The sequence below is a fragment of the Bacillus sp. AK128 genome (assembly GCF_053903075.1).
Map to the genome: position 1 here is coordinate 2,019,587 of NZ_CP096379.1, position 21,029 is coordinate 2,040,615.

At 36.6% G+C, this 21,029-nt stretch carries 17 protein-coding genes and 1 riboswitch; of the genes, 15 read left to right on the plus strand and 2 right to left on the minus strand.

Translation table 11 applies throughout. From position 1 onward, the window contains the following. The 7 genes from M1D60_RS10080 to M1D60_RS10110 all read left to right on the plus strand — a co-directional run bounded on the left by M1D60_RS10080 (position 1) and on the right by M1D60_RS10110 (position 9,140). Positions 1-1,296, plus strand: a complete 1,296-nt coding sequence (locus M1D60_RS10080) for a tetratricopeptide repeat protein (RefSeq protein ID WP_456279025.1) — start codon at positions 1-3, stop codon at positions 1,294-1,296. A gap of 112 nt (positions 1,297-1,408) precedes the next feature. Continuing rightward, positions 1,409-2,746 carry a J domain-containing protein gene (locus M1D60_RS10085; protein ID WP_456279026.1) on the plus strand — a complete coding sequence of 446 codons (1,338 nt, stop codon included), beginning with the start codon at positions 1,409-1,411 and terminating at the stop codon, positions 2,744-2,746. Positions 2,747-2,769: 23 nt separating this feature from the next. Further along, complete coding sequence (locus tag M1D60_RS10090) at positions 2,770-3,948, plus strand: J domain-containing protein (RefSeq protein WP_456279027.1); 1,179 nt, start codon at positions 2,770-2,772, stop codon at positions 3,946-3,948. 85 nt (positions 3,949-4,033) lie between these two features. Further along, entirely contained in the window at positions 4,034-5,413 is a 1,380-nt protein-coding gene (locus M1D60_RS10095; protein ID WP_456279028.1) for a CorA family divalent cation transporter, read from the plus strand. 292 nt (positions 5,414-5,705) lie between these two features. Further along, positions 5,706-6,419, plus strand: a complete 714-nt coding sequence (locus tag M1D60_RS10100) for a lysophospholipid acyltransferase family protein (protein WP_456279029.1) — start codon at positions 5,706-5,708, stop codon at positions 6,417-6,419. A gap of 330 nt (positions 6,420-6,749) precedes the next feature. After that, a riboswitch (purine riboswitch) is annotated at positions 6,750-6,851 on the plus strand. 152 nt (positions 6,852-7,003) lie between these two features. Beyond that, positions 7,004-7,597 (plus strand): xanthine phosphoribosyltransferase, encoded by a 594-nt coding sequence (locus tag M1D60_RS10105; RefSeq protein ID WP_456279030.1) that lies wholly within the window; start codon positions 7,004-7,006, stop codon positions 7,595-7,597. A gap of 19 nt (positions 7,598-7,616) precedes the next feature. Next, positions 7,617-9,140 (plus strand): NCS2 family permease, encoded by a 1,524-nt coding sequence (locus tag M1D60_RS10110; protein ID WP_456279031.1) that lies wholly within the window; start codon positions 7,617-7,619, stop codon positions 9,138-9,140. Positions 9,141-9,242: 102 nt separating this feature from the next. Here the strand turns inward: M1D60_RS10110 and M1D60_RS10115 are convergent, their stop codons facing one another. Continuing rightward, entirely contained in the window at positions 9,243-10,283 is a 1,041-nt protein-coding gene (locus M1D60_RS10115; protein ID WP_456279032.1) for a YeiH family protein, read from the minus strand. 325 nt (positions 10,284-10,608) lie between these two features. Between M1D60_RS10115 and M1D60_RS10120 the strand changes: the two genes are divergently transcribed. The 6 genes from M1D60_RS10120 to M1D60_RS10145 all read left to right on the plus strand — a co-directional run bounded on the left by M1D60_RS10120 (position 10,609) and on the right by M1D60_RS10145 (position 18,603). Next, entirely contained in the window at positions 10,609-11,340 is a 732-nt protein-coding gene (locus M1D60_RS10120) for a GntR family transcriptional regulator (protein ID WP_456279033.1), read from the plus strand. 115 nt (positions 11,341-11,455) lie between these two features. After that, a complete protein-coding gene (locus M1D60_RS10125) occupies positions 11,456-12,511 on the plus strand; it encodes a TRAP transporter substrate-binding protein (RefSeq protein ID WP_456279034.1) in 1,056 nt (351 codons plus the stop codon). Between the two features lie 73 nt (positions 12,512-12,584). Further along, positions 12,585-14,483 (plus strand): TRAP transporter large permease, encoded by a 1,899-nt coding sequence (locus M1D60_RS10130; RefSeq protein WP_456279035.1) that lies wholly within the window; start codon positions 12,585-12,587, stop codon positions 14,481-14,483. A gap of 119 nt (positions 14,484-14,602) precedes the next feature. Then, positions 14,603-15,793 (plus strand): iron-containing alcohol dehydrogenase, encoded by a 1,191-nt coding sequence (locus tag M1D60_RS10135; protein WP_456279036.1) that lies wholly within the window; start codon positions 14,603-14,605, stop codon positions 15,791-15,793. Between the two features lie 44 nt (positions 15,794-15,837). Continuing rightward, complete coding sequence (gene xsc, locus M1D60_RS10140) at positions 15,838-17,619, plus strand: sulfoacetaldehyde acetyltransferase (protein WP_456279037.1); 1,782 nt, start codon at positions 15,838-15,840, stop codon at positions 17,617-17,619. A gap of 72 nt (positions 17,620-17,691) precedes the next feature. Then, positions 17,692-18,603 (plus strand): selenium metabolism-associated LysR family transcriptional regulator, encoded by a 912-nt coding sequence (locus M1D60_RS10145; protein WP_456279038.1) that lies wholly within the window; start codon positions 17,692-17,694, stop codon positions 18,601-18,603. 87 nt (positions 18,604-18,690) lie between these two features. Here M1D60_RS10145 and mreBH read toward each other — a convergent pair whose 3' ends face one another. Beyond that, positions 18,691-19,698 carry a rod-share determining protein MreBH gene (mreBH, locus tag M1D60_RS10150; protein WP_456279039.1) on the minus strand — a complete coding sequence of 336 codons (1,008 nt, stop codon included), beginning with the start codon at positions 19,696-19,698 and terminating at the stop codon, positions 18,691-18,693. Between the two features lie 209 nt (positions 19,699-19,907). On the opposite strand from mreBH, the gene M1D60_RS10155 reads away from it, so the two are divergent. Together M1D60_RS10155 and M1D60_RS10160 are read left to right on the plus strand one after the other, a co-directional pair. Further along, a complete protein-coding gene (locus M1D60_RS10155) occupies positions 19,908-20,489 on the plus strand; it encodes a cell wall hydrolase (RefSeq protein WP_456279408.1) in 582 nt (193 codons plus the stop codon). Positions 20,490-20,606: 117 nt separating this feature from the next. Continuing rightward, entirely contained in the window at positions 20,607-21,029 is a 423-nt protein-coding gene (locus tag M1D60_RS10160) for a DUF6526 family protein (protein WP_456279040.1), read from the plus strand.

Sequence of the window (21,029 nt, forward strand, 5' to 3'; positions counted from 1 at the left end):
ATGATGAAACAACTATCTAACAAATACAACAAAGCGATAGCATTAGTAAAAGAAGACCGATTAGAAGAAGCTAAATGGATTTTAGAATCCATTTTAGCTTCTGCTCCTTTTCATTCCGAGACCAATTGGACTGCAGGTTTAGTTGAGATCATGATGGGGAATCCAGTTGCTGGTTTAACATATTGGGAGCGAGTTAATGTCGTAGGATTTCCTCAACTTGTTGAAAGAAAAGAACAAGTCCTTTCAACATTAGGAGCCTACGAAGAAATCCGTGTTGTTTATAACCAAGCGTTATCTTTAGTAAAGGAAAAAAAGGTTGAAGAAGCAGAAACTGTTTTATCACCATTATTCCAACGTAAGTCATCTTTTCCATTACCTCAACACGTGTTTAGATTGTTTTTTATTGTTCTTGTTGAAAATGGGAAGATTGAAGAAGGGTTTGAGTTTATATCAAAATCACCTGACTGGATCCAGAAAACCCCTACTATTAAGCGATTAATCCATGCTGTTAAGGATGGTATGCTAGCTGAAAAGACAGAAGTTGAACGCGAACAGGCAACTGTATTAGCCATGCAACGCAAGAAAAAGAGAAAGCAAGGAAAAATTGTGTTAATAGCTAGTGTTATTGCTGCTTCAATTATTGGAGGATCCTATGTAGCAAGCAGAGAATGGAAGTCCATCCCTACTAATTATGAAGTGGCTTCAGTATCAGAAGAAGCAAGTGCTGGTACAAATCAATTTGAGCAAAAAATTGCTGAGCTAGAATCAAAGTTAACTAGTGTTGAGTCCGAAAAAGAAGACTTGAAGAAAGAACTTGAATCAGAATTAGCTAAGGTGTCCCAGTATGAAACGACTGAAGACTTATATGAAAAAGCAAATCTTGATGTTCCTTCCTTGCGATCTAAGAAGGCAAGACAAGAGTTTAATAGCGGTTATTCCTTATACAAAACAGGACAATATAAAGCCGCAAAAGAAAAGCTAGAGTTAAGCCTTCAGCTAGATTCAACTCAGTACTTTAGTGATGATAGCTTATACTATCTTATTCAAACCGTAAACCAATTAGGCAGCCTATCTGGTGATTCAGAGTTGTTTCAACAATTCTTCCTAGCTGATTCTGAACACTTTACAGAATCGCCTTACCAAGATGATTTATTAGTAATTCAAGCTGACTCTTATTACCGTGAAGGAAATAAAGAGGAAGCTATAGCGATTCTTTTGAAGATACAAGAGCAGTTCCCTGCAGAATGGACGTCTTCATACGCTAGGAAACTAGTAAAAGTAATTCAAGAGGGTTAAGCTTTAAAATTATGTTCTGGAGATAAATGAGTTCATACTTGTTTATCTCCATCATGATAAAGACTTATGATTACTGAAATCTATAAAGAAGGTTCTTAACGGGGGCAATGAAATGAACTCGGAAAATTACTATAAGGTACTAGGTTTATCTGAAACTGCCACAGATGCAGATATTAAAAAAGCCTATTTTAAAAAGATTAGACAATTTCCAAATGAAACACATCCTGTGGAGTTTCAACTTCTAACAAAAGCCTATAAGATCTTGTCTGACCAAGAGCAGCGTACTCACTATGATGCACAACTTGAAGAACAGCGTGCACAAAACCGTTTCACTACAAAACCACACCCTCCTGTTCAAACAGACACAGCAGAACAACACACGGTTCATACAGGAGTTCCAAACAACCAATCTCAAGCAACAATTCATTCGAATCAAGGTGGTAAAAAGAAAAAACCAGTTCTGCAAATTCTTTTAGCGATTGCAGTCGCTTACATTCTATATACGACCTTCTCACCTTCAAAAGAGGTAGCTGAACCAGCTCAAACTGTTGAGGAAGAAGTAGACTCTGCAATAGAAAGTGTAGAATCTAGTAATTCTAGCCAAGAAACTGAATTCACAGACGAGGAATCTGAAACAACAGTTGGGGAAACCACATTTGAATCCGAGACAATTAAAGTTACTATTCCATCTGAAGAAACAATAGGAGATTTCCTTCACCAGTACTTTCTAACGTCTGTTGAGGTCATTAATGGAGTTGTGGAATTTTCAATAGTGGAACCTTTCTTGGATCCAGCAGGAAAGAAATTAGATGAGCAGCGATCCTATACTCAGTATCTACTTGAAAAAGGAATTACCGAAGAATTCATTAGTATGTTTGTAAAAGATATACAGTCTAACGAAGAATTTATTGTGGTAACCACTGAAGAAACCTACGATATTTTCTATTCGGACGGAAGTGCCAAAAAGAAATCCTTTGAGAGTCGATACAACTTAAGAGTGCAAGGGCAGCAATTATTTGTGAATGAATTATTATCTACAAATGAATTAAGCAGTGAAGACTTAAGTGGACCTGAATTGACGATTGACTTGTTCAGTATGGAGCAATTTCTAAACAATTACCTTGTAGATAGTGTAAATGCTATAAATCACCAAGATTTTTCATATGTAGACCCTTACCTTGCTTATAATAGCAATCGTTATAGTGAGCAACTAAATTATACAAATTATTTGATAGATAAAGGGATTACTGAAGAGTTAGTAAACTTTGAATTAGTACAGGTTGAAGATCTAGGTGATCAAACATATGAAGCAACAACTATGGAATCATATTATATTTATTATGCAGATGGTACAACTTCTTTTAAGGAGTTCGAAAGTAAATTTCAAATTATTCAAAATGATAATTGGTTTGAAGTTTCAGATTTAATTTATACAAATGAAGTTCAATAAGTAACAACAGCGGGGGCAATGGCATGAATTCGGAAAATTACTATGAAATTTTAGGTGTATCCGAAACTGCGACAGGTGCAGAAATAAGAAAAGCCTATATTAAAATGATAAGACAATATACGAATGAAACTCACCCTGAAGAGTTTCAAATTATTAATAAAGCATATAAAACATTAGAAGAGCCAGAAAAAAGAAAACAATACGATATATCCATTCAAGGTGGAGGAAAGTATCAAGAAAATATAGATAAAGTACAAGAATATTTTGAAAGAGAACAATATCATGTCGCTATGCAACAAATTGAAAATATGCTTAGAGACTATCCAGATGATCCGACGGTGTTAGATTTACAAGCACAATGTTATTATTTTCAAGAAAGATATGATGATTCTGAAAGAATTTTAAAGAGATTATTATTGGATCATCCTCAGAATGAACTGTATGTCTCGCAATTAGCATCCTTATACTTTTCAATTGAGGAATATAGTAGAGCGATTAGCTTTTATGAGAGATTAACTAAATTAAACCCAACTGAAAACAATTATTATTTACGATTGTCTAATTGTCACTATCAATTAAATAATTTTAATGAAGCTTGCCAAGTTCTAGAAAATAAATTATCTAGCCATGGTGAAGCAGTTTATGATTTTCCTTTATTATCAGAACTATACTTTTTAACGATTCACAAAAATGATGATCGCTATCACAGTAGAGTGGTAAGTCGGATCGAATCACTAGCGAAGAGTCCTGAAGAACGAAAAACGCTACTAAATTTAATGATTGATGTAGCTTTTGAAATTAATACAGAGCATTATTTGTTTAAAGAGCTTACTTATTTGATTAAAAAGATTAATCGTAATCAAGATGCAAATGTGTCTGATTGGGTTGAAGAAGCAGAAGAGAAAATGAATCCAAATAGAATCTATTATGGTGATTCAGAGGCTCCTCGCCAACAATCTAGCTATCAACCTACTAATCAAAACCACTCAAGTACTACAAACTCTAGTGATCCGGTAAGAGGATCTATTGGAATGTCTATCTTATTAGGTATAATTGCATCATTCTTCTTAACGCCAATAGTTGGTATTATCGTAGGATTTATTTATTATTATAAAGCAGAAAAAATAAAAGAAATCTTAAGCTGTTTAGGGTGCTTAATTGTTGTTTTATTTGTACTTGGTTTAATATTTGGTGGATTTTAGTATGTATAAGAAGGAGAAGTTGTAAATCTCGCAGCTTCTCCTTTATTTGTAAAGTCCATAAATTGAATAGAGAAGGTGATCCTTTATGCATCCAGAAGTTACAAAATATATTACATTTTTAATTATACCATTTTCATTTGACAAGGATTATAAGCAGTTAGTTAAAGAGATGAATCCGGAGTATTTTGTTCGGAACGAGATACAAACAGAACGTTTGTTTGAACATGTTGAAAAGCTTGTTTCTAGTGAGAATCATCCTGAAACAATAGGTTCTTATTTCTCCATGACCCAAAAAGCCCGTTCTAAATTTGGTTTACCAAACAAAAATGATTACATGTTAACTTGTAAAACGAAACAAGAAAAATATGAATTTTGTATTCCTTCTTTAGATTTATATTTATTTGAAACTCATGTAGGATTTTGGGTAATTAAATTAGGTTTTCCAGAAGGGATTAAAATGGAAACCTTGATAGAAACTATTTATTATGCAAAAAAACTAGAGCAATTTGAATACCATCTATCCTTTACCAAAAAGATAGGGAAAGATGAATTTTTTGAACAGAACGTACATATAGGCAACCTTATTAACGAATTGTCTCAGCCATTTGAAGTTTCATCTTACTTTGAAGGAAAAAACACACCATCACAGGCACTTGTATATAGCTCAGCAAAAATTAACACTGAAGCAGAAAATTTTTCATTCTTAACTTCCTATCTATTTCAATTGCGACGAAGCTTTAAATCAACCTATAAACCGAGCATTATAGAAAAAGATTTAGATAAGAATCCTGGTTTGCTACCTTTGTTTGATAATAGTTATTGGGGAATTTCTCTTGAGGGATTAGCCAATATTATTACCAAAACAAATGACCCTAAAACGGAAACGTTTTTTAATACAAGTTATTTGCATCAAATAGAGAAAACATATTTTTATATTTACATCCTTGCACTTCATCAAAAGTATGCACTGTTGCGTTTATCAATTGTTGCATCAAAGCTTTCTTACGATTTAGAGCAAGTGGGAGAAGAAAACTATAAAGAGCAAAATAGTTTGATTTCAAAGCTTCGCAATCAAATTGTCCGATTTATGCTTCGTAGTTCCTATAATCAAGTTTCTAATATTACCCATTACGGGCAATTATACGAAATGATAAGAGAAAATCTTCGAATAAATGATCTTTTTAAAGAGCTACATGATGAGCTTGATGCTCTATCGTCATATACTTATGCAGCAGAACAAAGAATGCATCATAATGAAGAGCAGGAAAAGATTGTAGCAACTGAAAAATTTAATAATAAAATTACAGCTATCACTATTTTTTTCCTTCCAGTTACAGTAATAACTGGATTTTTCGGGATGAACTTGAACTTTATTTCTGATATAGCAGAGCATTGGTGGATTTTAATTCTATCTGCAATTTTAGTATATCTTATGGTGGTACTGTGGTTTAGTGAGCAGAAGTAAATATATTCATTGATTTATTCTAGATTCAAAAACCATATAAACCTATTAGTGGCGAACTACTACTAATTAAAAAGGTCAATGAAGACAAACTTGTAAGAAATTGATGCACAGGGAGAGTCCTATATAATTTGGAACTTGACCTGATAAATTAGTTGAATAAAATAACTGTTATAGACAAAGAACACTATTATAAGGCAGTATATAAAAAGAAATAGTTCATTTTACTACTTTTATAATGTGCGAGAGCATCGGTGTTAGCCTTACTACCTCGTAGACTGAATGGAGAACAATTATGTTACGAACAATTTATGGATTTAGTTATATGTGGCTTTATTTAGCTTATTCAATTCCTACATTACTCAAGTGGAAGAGGAGTTCTTTAGACCACTTATCTGTTAAAGAACGAGACGAGCTGGTTCATGACATTCCTAAACGTTGGGCAAAGGGTGTTGTAAAAACTTCAGGAGCAAGGGTTTCAGTGGAGGGTGAGGAATTCATCCCAGATGGTCCGGTTTTATTTGTTTCAAATCATCAGGGGAATTTTGATATTCCTTTATTAATTGGCTATATCAAGAAACCAATCGGATTTATCTCGAAGATTGAAGTAAAGAAGCTACCGATCATATCCCATTGGATGGAAGTCCTGCCGTGTATTTTTATGGATCGAAATAACCCAAGACAATCAGTAAAAGCAATGAAAGAGGGATCAGAGTTACTGACAAAAGGCCACTCGATGGTGATTTTTCCAGAAGGTACTAGAAGTAAAGGTGGTCCAGTTGCTCCGTTTAAGTCCGGGAGTTTTAGACTTGCGACAAAATCAGGTGTACCGATTGTACCAATTACAATTGATGGTTCCTACAAACTATTTGAGGAAAAGGGATTTTTGTTTCAACCAGGAGATGTCAAAATTACCATTCATCCACCTATAGTAAGCGAAGTATATAATCAATGGAACATAAATGAGTTAGCAGAGGTTGTACAGGAAAAGATAGCATCTAAACTATAAGAATTCTGCGGTAAACTACGTTTAAAGCCTATCAAGTCATGATTTAAAATGTTCATGACTTGATAGGCTTTTTATATATCTTCTAAGTTAATTCAATGCTTATTTTAGTAGGCTATAAGGGGAGTAGGTTTAAAGCTAATAAAGTCTCTTGCAATAGCCATTATTGTACTTAATTAATCTGCTCTTTCTGAAATTGTTAAATTGTAAAATTTTCACTATTATGTAACTAATATCCGAACTGAAAATTCCGAAAAGTAATTTTTGTTCGGAATTTTGACTAAAAGTATTCCAATTTAGTGTGAATTAATTTATAATCACTTCCATACCCGAAAATTTAATATAAAATACACTTGTATAATCGTGGGGATATGGCCCAAAAGTTTCTACCAGGTTACCGTAAATGACCTGACTACAAGTGATTGTTCTTACAGGTATAGGGTTATTTCGTTACTCTTTATCTAGGTTTATTTCAAATTGTTAAACCGAATGGTAGGAGATCACTTTAGTAGAAAGGGATCTTCTTGCTATTCGTTTTTTTTGTTTTAGGGTTTATGTTGAAAAGTTGTGTAGGGAGGTAACTCTGGGTGGATCAATTAAAAACAGCAATTTTAGAAAAAGGAACGGTTCTTTCAGGTGGCGTGTTGAAGGTCGACCATTTTTTGAATCACCAAATTGATACGAGTTTGATGATCAATATTGGTAAGGAATTTGCGGCTAGATTTAAAGAGAGTAAGATTACTAGAGTCCTAACCATTGAGTCATCTGGTATTGCACCAAGCTTTATGGCGGCACATGAATTAGGAGTACCGCTTGTATTTGCTAGGAAAAAGAAGTCACTGACGATGACGGATGATGTGTATACAAGTAATGTTTTCTCTTTTACGAAGCAAGAAACGAACACGATTACGGTATCTAAAAGCTTCCTGACTCCTCAAGATCACGTATTAATTATTGATGACTTTCTAGCGAATGGGCAGGCTGGGTTAGGGTTAGCAGACATTGTTGGACAAGCAGGTGCTACGGTGGCGGGATTTGGTATTGTAATTGAAAAATCATTTCAAAATGGTAGAGAAAAGCTAAAAGAAAAGGGGTACCGTGTTGAATCCCTTGCTCGCGTTCAATCACTACAAGATGGAAAAGTAATATTTCTCGAGGAAGCAACTATACAAAATTCATAATAGATAGGAGAAAAACATCATGAACCAGTCCGTTAACTATCCTTTATATAAAAAGGAAGATACAGATGCATTCTTTGCCCTTTTTCAAAATAACTTAGCCAACTTTGTCATTATAGCTGTGACAATGCTTGGGATGGGCTTTCCGGCTAGTATTGTGTTTGGAAAAGTAATCCCTGGTGCAGCTGTGGCTGTTATGGTTGGTAACTTATATTATGCTCATATGGCAAAGCGCTTGGCTCAAAAAGAGGGAAGAACAGATGTTACAGCTCTTTCATACGGAATAAGTACGCCTGTTATGTTTGTATTTTTATTTGGGGTTTTGGCTCCTGCAAAAGCATTAACAAATGATCCTGAGCTTGCTTGGAAGATCGCAGTAGCGGCTGCTTTTTTAAGTGGATTAGTGGAGGCATTAGTAAGTGTTACTGGGAACTGGGTTCGTAATCAAATCCCAAGAGCCGCCATGCTAGGTGCGTTAGCAGGGGTAGCGCTTACGTTTATCGCTGGTGAGATGTTATTTAATACATTTTCAATTCCGGTAGTAGGGTTAGTCACACTCGTCATCATTATTGTCGGGGTTATTGGAAAAGTAGCCATGCCGTTTAAGATTCCTACTTCACTATTTGCGATTTTAGTTGGGACGATTCTAGCATTTACTTTAGGTTATCAATCTCAAGATAAGATTGTCGAAGGTCTCGGTAATATTGGTTTTTATCCGATTTTACCCACTTTAGCTGGACTTGATGGAATGAGTTATCTTTTTGGTAGCTTAATCGGTTTAATGGCTGTTATCTTACCAATCACTTTATATAATGCGATTGAAACCATGAATAACGTAGATGCAATGAGTGCTGCTGGTGATTCTTATGATGTTCGTGAGTGTCAGGCAGTGGATGGTGTTGGAACTATGCTTGGGGCTGTGTTTGGAGGGTTATTTCCAACAACTGTCTATATTGCGACTGTTGGCTCCAAAGCGATGGGGGCAGGACGAGGATATAGTATTTTAAATGCTATTGTATTTGGTATTGCTGCAATGACAGGAGTCATCGCGCTATTAGCGGCTATTATTCCGGTAGCTGCAGTTGCTCCAATTTTAGTATTCGTTGGAATTTCAATGGTTAGTACGGCATTCCAATCTAACGAAACAAAGTACTTCCCGGCAGTTGCAATTGCTATGCTACCATACTTCGCAAACTATGTGATGACACGTTTTAATAATGCTGCAGGAGAAGTTGTGGCAGGTATTTCAGGAGGGATAGTACCACTTGGGCAAGGGGCAATGTTTACTGCAATAGTTTTAGGTGCTATTACTGTATTTGTCATTGATAAGCAGTATGTGAAAGCTGGTATGTTTTCATTAGTAGGTGCAACGCTATCGTTCGTTGGGTTTATGCATGCTCCTAAATTAGCATTTAATGCAGCGCCGCAATTCTCGATGGCTTATGTGGTAGTAGCTGTGTTCTTAGGATATTGTGCATATCAGCATGTAAAGTTGACCCGTAAAGAAAAAGTAGACCTTTCTGTTGGACAGAAAGTCGCTATATAAATATATTATTACAGTATCAATTTTAAAGCTCTCCTTAATTTGGAGAGCTTTTTTGTGAGCACACCCTTAGATGTGGTCTAAGGGAGAGCCCACAGAGCATTGTTAAACTAAAAACAATAAAAATGGACCTAACAATCCAAGTAGAACTGTTCCAACTACCCCTAGAATAATTGGTTTAGGCCCAACTTGCTTGAAATCGGAAAAGTTAATGCTAAGACCAAGTCCAGCCATAGCCATGGATAATAAGTAAACACTTAGTATAATCAGCATGGTAGTGATAGAAGATGAAAGGATCCCTAATGTGTTAATAACACTCATTGCTAGAAAACCAAGAATAAACCAAGGAATAGGTAAGTCTTTAAAGGATTTCTTTTGGGTTTTGGTTTCTTCGTTTCTAGTAAATAAGTACTCCATCAAAAAGGCTACTGGAATGAGTAGGGCAACCCTACCTAGTTTTGTTAGAATAGCCGTTTCACCGCTAACATTTCCTCCAGGAACTGCTGCTGCAATTACGTGAGCTAGTTCATGAAGGGTTGCTCCCACAACCACACCATAGGAATAATCGTCCCAGCCTAGAAATGGATAGATGAAAATATAAATAAGTGCCCCAACTGTTCCAAGGATAGCAATACATGCTACTGCTAGTGCAGTGTATTCTTTTTTGCTCTTAATTAATGGAGCAACCGCAACAATTGCAGCTGCACCACACACCGCTGTTCCAACCGCTATTAATGCAGCAAGGTGCTTTTGAACATTAAGTGCTTTTCCTAACGAAAGCATGACAACTAATGTAAAGACAATCACAATTGCATCAATTAGTATGATTGAAAATCCTGCTTCTACAATTTGACTTAAATTCAAACGTAGACCCATTAAGATAATCCCTACTCTTAAGAGTTTCTTGCTACTAAAGGTAATACCGGGATTCATGATCGTTTGAACACCCATCACAGATTTCCACGTCATCCCTAACAGGATGGAAACAATCATTACTCCCATAATAGAAAAGAAAGGTAGTCTTACAATTTGCCCTGCTATGATGGCAAGTACTAACGTTAGTAGAATTCCCTTCAGTTGCTCTTTTGCTAACAAACTTTCCCTTTTCTGGGGGAGTGGAGACTGTAGCTGTCTTTCTAGTTCCATTAGATTCTCTCCCTTTCATTTATTTTTATTTACCTTAGCATAGATATATGGATATAAATCATCGGAATCTTTTATAAGAGTTATAAGGATTCGTAATAGACTAATAAAAGATTAGTAACTTTACGATTATACACATTGAAAAAAGATGAGTACATAAGTATAGATTCATTATTTGATATTGTAATAACACTTATCACGAATAGTAATCTTTTAATTCTGAAAATTAGCTTGATATTTTTTTCCAATTCATGCTTTAATTGTATTAACAAAAGCTGATCTTGTTCAACTGGTCCGTACGTTATTACCTCATGAAAGGAGGACGAAGATGATTAATTCAGATAGTCCAATACCTCTGCATCTTCAAATTAGTCAATGGTTAGAGAAGGAAATTAAAAAAGGGATTTATGATGAACGAATTCCTAGTGAAAGAGAATTGATGGAACGGTTTTCAGTAAGTAGAACCACAATAAGGGAAGCTGTCTCAAGGTTAGTAAACGAAGGAACCTTAACAAAGATTCATGGAAAAGGTACGTATATTTCGAAGAAGCCTCCTGTTCATGAATGGCTTTCTCAATTAAATAGTTTTTCAGAAACCGTAACTAATATGGGAATGAAGCCTGGTAGCAAGCTTTTGTACTCAGGAGAAGATATTGATTCTGAACAGGCAGCTGATGTATTTGATCAAGATCATCTATATACAATCAGACGATTACGTTATGCAAACAGTACTCCCATTGCAATTGAAAAGCATTACTATAGAAGAGATGTAGGTATTAAACTTACAAACTATGATTTAAATACAGCAACAATTTATGATCTGTTGGAGAATCAGTTAGGCATTGTACTTTCTGAGGCAGAACAATTTATCTCTAGTGAAACAACAAATTTACATGATTCTAAGCTATTAGAAGTAATGCCTAATTCAAGTGTACTAAGTGTTGAGAGGATTATTTATGATCAGCATGGCCAGCCAGTAGAATTTTACCAAGGTTATTTCCGTCCTGATATGTATGTTTTTCGCCTTAAGACAAAGAGAAAATCACCACCTTCCTTTTAATTCGGAGTCAATCAATTGGACATAGATTTTAACTGGTCCGGATGTCATGATGTTTTAGCAGTAAAATGAAAGCGTTAACATTTAAGCGTTACTATAAATTGAGGGGGAATTGTTGATGAGAAGTAAACGAAAAGGATTCCTGTTCTTATTCATGTTTGTACTTACAATCAGTGTAATTAGCGGCTGTGGGAACGAAAATGCTGGTACAAATAGTGACAACGGAGAAGTTATTGAGATGAGACTTGGTCAATCTAAGGCAGGTAACCATCCAGTTTCACAAGGTATTGATAAATTTGCTGAACTGGTGAAAGAAAAATCCAACGGAACGATCATTATTGAAACCTTTCATGACGCTGTCCTAGGCAGTGATCGAGAAGTTATAGAGGGAGCTCAGCAAGGAACTCTTGAACTAGCAAGCTCGTCAACTCCTAATATGTCAAGCTTTACAAACCTTTTTACAGCTTGGGATTTGCCATATATTTTTGAAACAAAAGAAGAGGTGTATAAAGCAATTGATGGTGAACCAGGAGATGTAGTTCGTGAAGAGATGGAGGAATCTGGATTCAAAGTAATCTTCTTCCCCGATTACGGATTCCGACAGGTTGTTAATAATGTAAAACCTGTTAAACTTCCAAGTGATTTAGAAGGATTAAAAATTAGAACAACCAATTCACCAATTGAACAGGCTGACTTTTCACAATTTGGAGCCAATCCTACTCCAATTGCATGGGCTGAAGTATTTACAGCATTACAGCAGGGAACGGTTGAAGGAGAAGGAAATAGTTACTCCTTACTATGGGATACGAAGCATCAGGAAGTACTGAAGTATGCTACAGAAGTTAACTATAACTATAGCTCTGATATTGTTGTGATGAATAAAGCAAAGTTTGATAGTTTAACAGAAGAACAACAAGAGATTTTAATGGAAGCAGGAAAAGAAGCGGTTGAATGGCAGCGAAACCTTGCAAATGAACGTGAAGCAGAAGCAAAACAACAATTTATCGACTTTGGAATTGAAGTTTACGAGCCTTCTGAAAAGGAAATGAAGGAATGGAAAAAGGCAGTTGAGCCTGTATGGGATGAGTTTGTAACAGAAGGAAAAGCGGAGCCAGAGTATGTAGATCTAATATTAAAAACATTAGGTAAAACGAAAGATAGTATTTTTGAATAATTATAAAAGCTATAGCTGATTTCATTTCATTGCCGAAATGAAATGAAATCAGCTTCACTAGGAGGTGAGGCATTTGGATCAAGGTGCAGAAATTGTAAATTCTGTTGATACTACTTCAGTAAAAAACAAAAAGTATTCTTTTATAAGAATACTAGATAACCGATTTGAAGAAGCGCTAATTGTCCTTGGTTTCTTAACTTTTATTATCCTAATCAATTTTCAAGTAATAAATCGGTACCTCTTACCTTTCATTGAAATTGCTAATATTACTACATGGACAGAGGAACTATCTCGTTACGTATTTATTTGGATTTCTTATTTAGGAGCAAGCTTGGCGATTAAAAAGAGAGAGTCCATTCAAGTGGATCTTATAGTTGGAAAGTTTCCAGAGCATATTCAGAAGTCCATTCATGTTGCCAACAGCTTGTTTATTTTATTCTTCAGTTACATCTTAATTAAAGATGGTTTTCAGTTGATTACCTTCCAATTTTCAACACAACAAACTACACCAGCTTTAGGTATTCCAATGGCAATTCCGTATAGTGCAGTGCCAATTGGTTTTGCCATTATAGCGTTTCGAATCATTCAAAACTTACTAACAGATATTAAAGGGATGACAGTAAAGGATGGTATGATCTCTTTGGTATTGGCTGGTATTATGGCAATACCTATCTTCATCCTCGGAGAATCAAATATTACTCTATTATTATTCGGATATTTCACATTGTTTATTTTAATTGGCATGCCAATTGCTTTTGCACTTGGAATCTCAACTCTCTCTACAGTGTTAGCTTCAGAGGTAATTCCCATTAGCTTTTTCCCGCAAACAGCGTTTACTAGTATTGACAACTTTCCTATCATGGCGATTCCTTTCTTCGTTGCAGCAGGAATCATTATGGGTGGGGGAAGTTTAATTAAGAAGCTTCTTAAGCTGTCAGATGAATTGCTTGGCTTTCTACCTGGTGGTCTAGCGTTAGTGGCAGTTGTTACGTGTATGTTTTTCTCTGCCATAAGTGGTTCTGGTCCAGCTACAGTTGCTGCAATTGGAACATTATTAATTCCAGCAATGATCAAACAAGGCTATAGCCCAGGCTTCGCTACAGCGATTATCGCGACAGCAGGATCAATCGGAGTAATCATACCTCCAAGTAATCCGTTTGTTATATATGGGGTAGTTGCCCAACAATCCATCTCACAATTGTTTATCGCAGGAATCATTCCTGGTGTATTAACAGGAGTTGCTCTTATGATTGTTTCATTTTTCATCTCTAAGAAGAATGGTTGGAGAGGAGAAAATAGAAGCTTTAATCTGCAGAATATGCTTCGGGCTCTATGGGATGCTAAGCTCGCTTTATTAGTGCCAATCTTAATCTTAGGTGGTATTTATGGTGGTATTATGACACCAACTGAAGCAGCTGCAGTAGCTGCCGCATACGGTCTGATTATTGGAATGTTTGTCTATCGTGATTTGAGTTTAAAGTCTGTCTATAAATGCTTATCTCAAGCGGGTATTACTTCATCTGTCATTATTATGTTAATTGTTATGGCTACTATATTTGGGCGCCTTATCACAATTGAACGGGTAGCAGAAACCGTTGCCGCATTTGTGTTGAGTGTAAGTGAGAACAAATTTGTCATTCTTCTCTTAATAAATGTATTCCTTTTAATAGTTGGGTTTGTATTAGAAGCACTTGCAGCCATTGTTATTTTAACTCCAATTCTACTCCCAATGATCTTGATGTTAGATATCGATCCGATTCATTTTGGATTAATTATGGTATTTAACTTGTCAATTGGATTTATCACTCCACCTGTTGGCGTAAACCTCTTTGTCGCAGCCGGTGTTGCCAAATTAAAAATTGAACAGGTAATTAAAGGAATTGTTCCTTTACTAATTACCATGATTATTGTTCTATTACTGATCACGTATATTCCTGAAATTAGTTTATGGCTAGTTGGATTTATGAAGTAGTTTGTAAATCAAAGGAGGGTATGGCTTGATGAAGCTCAGAATCTTTTTACAGTTGGGGAGATCACCCTAGAGCAATATATACATCCGCAATTGTTTGAATAAGAGAGAGGAGGAAGTGAATGACGACTATTTCGTTACCACGCCATATGGAATTTGGTCCCGGTTGTTTACAACAACTAGGTAAATTGGCTAGCTCACAAGGAGCTACACATGTCTTTGTTGTTATTGATGCTTTTTTAATATCAGAATCATTACGATATGATCAAAAAATCCAACAAATCTTGCTTCAAGAAAATATTAAGATGACGACTTTCTCTGATTATCGAGGTGAACCAACTACTGATCATTTGAAAGCTGCCTTGGCTACATTAAGTACCACTGATGCTAATTGTGTGGTTGCTGTAGGTGGTGGGAGTGCAATTGATTTAGCAAAAGCTGTTGCTGTATTCGGAAAAAATTCAACTGTAAAGTGGGAAGACATTCCGAACTTAGGAAAGGTAGATCGACTTCCGTTGATTGCCGTACCTACAACAGCAGGAACTGGTTCTGAGGCTACAAAAGTAATGGTGATTACCAATTCTGAAACGAGTGTAAAAATGAACCCTGGTCATCACGACTTAATTCCAGATGTTTGTATATTAGATGCTCAATTGACGGAAAGTTTACCACCATCGTTTACCGCTTACACAGGTCTTGATGCTCTGACACATGCAATGGAAGCTTTCGTCTCTAATCGCTCTAGCTCAGTAAGTGATCATTTCGCTAGAACCGCAATAACTATGGTTGGGAAGGCCCTTTCTTCTGTTTACCATGATGGAAAGAATATTAATTCAAGACAGGAAATGCTTACTGCAAGCTGCTACGCAGGGATTGCCTTTTCAAATGCTTCAACGAATCTTGCTCATGCTGCAGGGCGGCCATTAGGTGCAAGATTTCATATCCCTCATGGACTAAGTGTTGCCTTATTATTACCTTTTGTCATGAGGTTTGGATTAGATGTGGCAGAAAATCAATACGCTGAGGTTGCGGTTTGTCTTGGAGAAGATCGAACACAATCTACTTCATATTTAGCTAATCGTGCAGTTGAAATAGTAGAAGAGTATAACAATGAGTTTCAAATATGGAAGGATGCTCTTACGTTTGTAAATAGTGATGAGCTTGAAAAAAGTATCCCCGTTTTAGTTGAGGACGCTTTAAGTGGAAATGGAATCTTAACAAATCCTAGAGTACCAACAAAGGAAGATGTTACGCACGTATACAAACTGCTAGTAGAAAAGTTAAGAACGGCTGAACTGGTACGTACGTCATGACGAGATGATAATAACTGATCAAACAAAAATGAGGAGGAATCATAATGGCAAAATTAGAATCTGAGGTAAAAAACGTGAAGAAACAAAAACAAAAGATGACGCCAAGTGAGGCAATTGTTGAAACATTAGTAGCAGAGGGTGTAGAAAACGTATATGGGATCGTTGGATCAGCATTTATGGATATGCTTGATTTATTTCCAACGGCAGGAATCCGTTTCGTGCCGGTTCGACATGAGCAAACAGCAGCTCATGCAGCAGATGCCTATACTCGTGTAACAGGAGTAGCTGGAGTGGTAGTAGGTCAGAACGGCCCTGGTATGACAAATATGGTAACATCTGTTGCCGCAGCATATCAGGCACATACACCAATGGTTATCATTTCACCTTCAGCTGGAACACCAACCATTGGTTGGGATGGATTCCAAGAATGTGATCAAGTATCTGTATTTAGTAGTATTACAAAAGAAACGGTTCGTGTTACTCACCGAAGTCGTGTAGCAGATTGTTTACGTACAGCATTTAGAATTGCTTATGCTGAGAGAGGACCTGTTTTATATGATATTCCTCGTGATTATTTCTACGGAGAACTAGAGGATTATATTTTAGAGCCTCATCAATACCGTGTAGATTCTCGAGGTGCAGGCGACCCTCAATCATTACAACGTGCTGTTGAATTATTAAAAGAAGCAAAAAATCCTGTGATTATCTCTGGGCGTGGGACTGTTGATTCAGATGGAATCGAAGCTGTAAAAGAGATTGCGGAGCTTTTGACAGCCCCTGTTGCAGTATCCTACATGCATAATGATGCTTTCCCAGCTAATCATCCTCTTGCCGTTGGTCCGATTGGATATATGGGTGCAAAGTCAGCCATGTACTCTTTACAAAAGGCAGATGTTGTGTTAGCAATTGGAACAAGACTTTCCGTATTCGGAACATTACCTTGCTATGATATTGACTATTTCCCTAAGGAAGCAAAAATCATTCAGGTAGACATTAACCCTCGAAATATCGCAAGGACTCATCCAGTGGAGGTAGGAATCATTGGAGATGCAAGGGCAGCTAGTGAAGAACTTGCGACTCTATTAAAAGAAGCATTGGGTGATAGAGAAAGTAATCAACCACGTTTGCTAGAAACTACTAAATTGAACCAAGAATGGTTACAGGAATTAGTAGATTTGGCGATGGTAGAAGGAAGCCCTATAAATCCAAGAAGAGCATTACTTGAATTAACAAAGGTCTTGCCTGAAAATACGATTGTATCAACCGACATTGGGAATGTATCATCAACGGCTAATGCTTATTTACGATTCAATGAATCAAGAAGACATATTGCTGCATTAACATTTGGTAATACAGGGTTTGCTTATCCGGCAGCATTAGGAGCTAAGATGGCTGAGCCTAATACACCAGTTGTTGCGATCATTGGTGATGGTGCTTGGGGAATGAGCTTACACGAAGTAAGTACTGCTGTTGAGCAAAATCTACCTGTTGTAGCATGCGTGTTTAATAATGAAGCATGGTGCGCAGAAAAGAAAAATCAAGTAGATTTCTATAATAATCGTTTTATTGGTTCAGATATTGATGGGCCAAATTTCGCGGAAGTTGCTCAATCAATGGGTGCAGTCGGAATCCGGGTAGATAAAGCTGAGGATGTTGGTCGAGTTGTTGCCGAAGCACTTAAATCAAATAAACCAACTGTCATTGACATAATGGTTGATGGTACACAGTTAGCACCTCCATTTAGAAAGGATGCTCTTGCACTTCCAACACGTTATTTAACAAAATACAAACACCTTGACTTTGAAAGCTGGAAGGGCCAAGAATAATAATTTTATTAACCAAAATCTCCTTATTTCTATAAGGGGATTTTGGCTATTTCATAGATTGGTGGGGGAACTATGAACTATGAAAAGTTACGAACCTTTATAATCGTTGCAGAGAAGAAAAGTTTCTCAGAGGCTGCTAGAGTCCTTTATTTATCTCAGCCAACCATAACTTCACATATAAAATCCTTGGAAGAACATCTACATACATCATTGTTTGAACGTTCAACGAAACAAGTAGAACTGACACAAGCAGCCAAAGTTCTCTATCAATACGCAAAAGAGATTATTAAATTAATAGAGAATGCAGAGAAAGAAATTACCAGCTTGTCCGATAAAGTATACGGTGAACTAAATGTAGCATGTAGTTTAACAATTGGTGAAAATATATTGCCGCAAATACTAGGGGCATTTAAAAATGATTATCCAATGATCCAAATCAGTGTAGATATTACAAATACGAATAAAATTCTAACCAATATCAAGGATCGCAAATATGATTTGGGGTTGATTGAAGCACCAGTAGAGGATCCGGATCTAGTTCTTGACCCCTTCTTAGAAGATGAATTAGTGTTAATTGCTAAACCTGGATATTTTGACAAAGGGAAGATTAGTATTAATATTCAAGAACTAAAGAGTTTTCCATTAATTTTACGAGAAAAAGGGTCTGGTACCAGAACGGTCATGAACCAATACTTACTTAAAGCTGGTATAAATCCTGAGGAGCTTCAGGTTCATTTAGAGCTTGGAAGCACAGAGGCTGTTAAATCGGCAGTTGAAGTAGGTCTCGGTATTTCGATTCTTTCTAAAAGTGCTATAAAGAAAGAACTTAAACTGGGACTTCTACAGACCATGCCATTAAAGGATTTAACCCTAACACGATATTTTTATATTGTTTACCACCGAGATTCCATATTGAAGTCAACCGTTGACGTTTTTTTGCAAGAGATAAAAAAGATAAATAACTCAATCTTCCTGCTGTTGTAATATCTAATTAGAATCTATTCTTTCCAATTATTTAAAATAGCCGATTATTTCATTCAGTTTCGATGACATAATCGGCTATTCTATTTCTTATTTCGCTGCTTTTAAAAGCTTGTTAATAACCGATAACGATCTTCCGGTTCCAATTGCTACTGACTCAAGCGGGTTAGGGGCGATATGAACAGGTACCACAATCTCTACACGTAGCCAATCTTGAATGCCATTCATTAAAGCGCCACCACCGGTTAATAACACACCACGATCCACCACATCCCCAATGAGCTCTGGCGGACATGCTTCAAGTGTTGCGCGTATGGCATCAAGTATTTGAAGTAACGAATCCTTCATGGCTGCCTGCATTTCATAGGATGAAACAGAAATCGTTTTTGGTAAGCCAGTCACTAGATCACGTCCACGGATATCCATTCTAACTTCAGTGTGTTCGAGTAGGGCATATCCAATCTCAAATTTCATTTCTTCAGCGGTACGTTCGCCGATTAGTACATTGTACGTTTTACGGATATATTGAATAATATCATCATCAAATTGGTCCCCGCCAATTCGGACGGAATGACATGAGACAATTCCCCCGAACGAAATAATCGCCACTTCAGTTGTACCGCCTCCAATGTCAACAACGACATTAGCAATGGGTTCATCTACGGGTAAATCCGCTCCAATAGCTGCCGCAACAGGTTCTTCAATTAAGAAAACTTGATTGGCACCCGAGCTTTTAACAGCATCCTCAATTGCTCTTTTTTCAACAGATGTGGCACCAGAAGGAGCGCAAATAACAACATTTGGTTTTCTTAATGACATGCCAAGCTTTCGGGATGTCATTTTCATGATTGTTCTGAGCATGGAGGTTGTAATATCATAATCTGCAATCACTCCATCTTTTAAGGGACGAATGGCTTCAATATGATCTGGTGTTCGACCAATCATCCGTTTTGCCTCCGAACCAAGTGCTACGACTTTTTTAGTGTTTTTATCAATAGCTACCACTGAAGGTTCATTGAGTACCACACCTTTTCCTTTACTATAAACCAATATATTAGCTGTTCCTAAATCAATTCCAATTTCAGCTGTAGAAAACATAACAATACCCCATTTCTTGTTCTTACTATAGTGTTTGTAGAATTTTGTTGGTTTTTGTGGGTTGTTATTGTTTTGAAAAAGGAACGTCATCTTTGTCATATGCCTGTCATAATACGACCAATCATCTACTAAGGAATTGTTGGATATATATGTTACCCTAGATATAGGCCTGTTCCTAAGAAACTAAAACAGGAGGTAATGCGATGAACATAACCATTCGATTCATGACAATATGTATAGTGGCAATCAGTTTGGTCGTTCCAGCAGGGACCATAAGTAGTGCATCATTACTAGATCAACAAACGAAGCAGACGTTGAAGAAGCTCTATGAACAAGATCTAGCGGGAATAGAAATGCCAACCTATCAGTTTTTAACTGAGGAGCTTTCAAATAAGCATCTTAATGAGGAAGAAATGAAGAAGCATAAGATAGTAGTTTCAGAAGCTGAAAAGAACTTACTAGCACGTCTCGTTTTAGCCGAGGCAAAAGGCGAGCCGTATTCAGGAAAAGTCGCAGTAGCAGAAGTGGTATTAAACCGAGTAGAGGACGAGCAGTTCCCGAATTCAATAAACGAAGTAATATATGAAGAAAATCAGTTTGAACCTGTTCAAAATAACTCCATTGAACAAGCAGCTGATCAAGAGTCGATTGAAGCAGTTGAAGAAGCCTTACTTGTAGAAAAGCATGACACAGTGGCCCTGTATTTTTATAACCCTGAAACCGCCTCAGACCATTGGATTCGAGAAAGACAAGTAATTGACACAATTGGGAACCATGTGTTTGCGATATAGCTCTTGTGAAAGGTTTACTACATTATTTGTGCTTAAAAGTATGCCTTTCTTACGTACTTCTTTATAATAGAATCTGAGATACATAATCTTAGATTCTAATGAGGAAGGTGTAAAAGGATGGAACAGGAACAAAATTATAACAAGCACGCCATGATTGATCCACTTTTTCATTACGTTTTGGCGCCACTAGCTTTACTTACTGTCATTCTAGGTATTATTCAAATTGGTAGTGGATTTTCAATAACGAATTTATTGTTATTGATCGGGCCGGTTTTGTTTTTACTCATTATTGCGAAACTAAGACTTTATGCATTAAAGCTGCAAGACCGTCTCATTCGTTCTGAAGAAAATTTCCGTTATTTTGTTTTAACGGGGAATCGGTTGGATCCTCAAATTTCGATGAAACAGTTAATCGCATTACGATTTGCGAGCGATGACGAGTTTCCTAGATTGGCTGAAAAGGCAGTAAGTGAGAGTTTAACACCAAAACAAATCAAGCAATTGGTTGAAAATTGGCGTGCAGATTACCATCGCGTATAA

What these genes read in the sequence shown, in the direction of transcription:
- M1D60_RS10080 (WP_456279025.1), top strand. Translation starts at nt 1, where the DNA reads ATGATGAAACAACTATCTAACAAATACAACAAAGCGATAGCATTAGTA.
- M1D60_RS10085 (WP_456279026.1), top strand. Translation starts at nt 1,409, where the DNA reads ATGAACTCGGAAAATTACTATAAGGTACTAGGTTTATCTGAAACTGCC.
- M1D60_RS10090 (WP_456279027.1), top strand. Translation starts at nt 2,770, where the DNA reads ATGAATTCGGAAAATTACTATGAAATTTTAGGTGTATCCGAAACTGCG.
- M1D60_RS10095 (WP_456279028.1), top strand. Translation starts at nt 4,034, where the DNA reads ATGCATCCAGAAGTTACAAAATATATTACATTTTTAATTATACCATTT.
- M1D60_RS10100 (WP_456279029.1), top strand. Translation starts at nt 5,706, where the DNA reads ATGTTACGAACAATTTATGGATTTAGTTATATGTGGCTTTATTTAGCT.
- M1D60_RS10110 (WP_456279031.1), top strand. Translation starts at nt 7,617, where the DNA reads ATGAACCAGTCCGTTAACTATCCTTTATATAAAAAGGAAGATACAGAT.
- M1D60_RS10115 (WP_456279032.1), bottom strand. Translation starts at nt 10,283, where the DNA reads ATGGAACTAGAAAGACAGCTACAGTCTCCACTCCCCCAGAAAAGGGAA.
- M1D60_RS10120 (WP_456279033.1), top strand. Translation starts at nt 10,609, where the DNA reads ATGATTAATTCAGATAGTCCAATACCTCTGCATCTTCAAATTAGTCAA.
- M1D60_RS10125 (WP_456279034.1), top strand. Translation starts at nt 11,456, where the DNA reads ATGAGAAGTAAACGAAAAGGATTCCTGTTCTTATTCATGTTTGTACTT.
- M1D60_RS10135 (WP_456279036.1), top strand. Translation starts at nt 14,603, where the DNA reads ATGACGACTATTTCGTTACCACGCCATATGGAATTTGGTCCCGGTTGT.
- xsc (WP_456279037.1), top strand. Translation starts at nt 15,838, where the DNA reads ATGGCAAAATTAGAATCTGAGGTAAAAAACGTGAAGAAACAAAAACAA.
- M1D60_RS10145 (WP_456279038.1), top strand. Translation starts at nt 17,692, where the DNA reads ATGAACTATGAAAAGTTACGAACCTTTATAATCGTTGCAGAGAAGAAA.
- mreBH (WP_456279039.1), bottom strand. Translation starts at nt 19,698, where the DNA reads ATGTTTTCTACAGCTGAAATTGGAATTGATTTAGGAACAGCTAATATA.
- M1D60_RS10160 (WP_456279040.1), top strand. Translation starts at nt 20,607, where the DNA reads ATGGAACAGGAACAAAATTATAACAAGCACGCCATGATTGATCCACTT.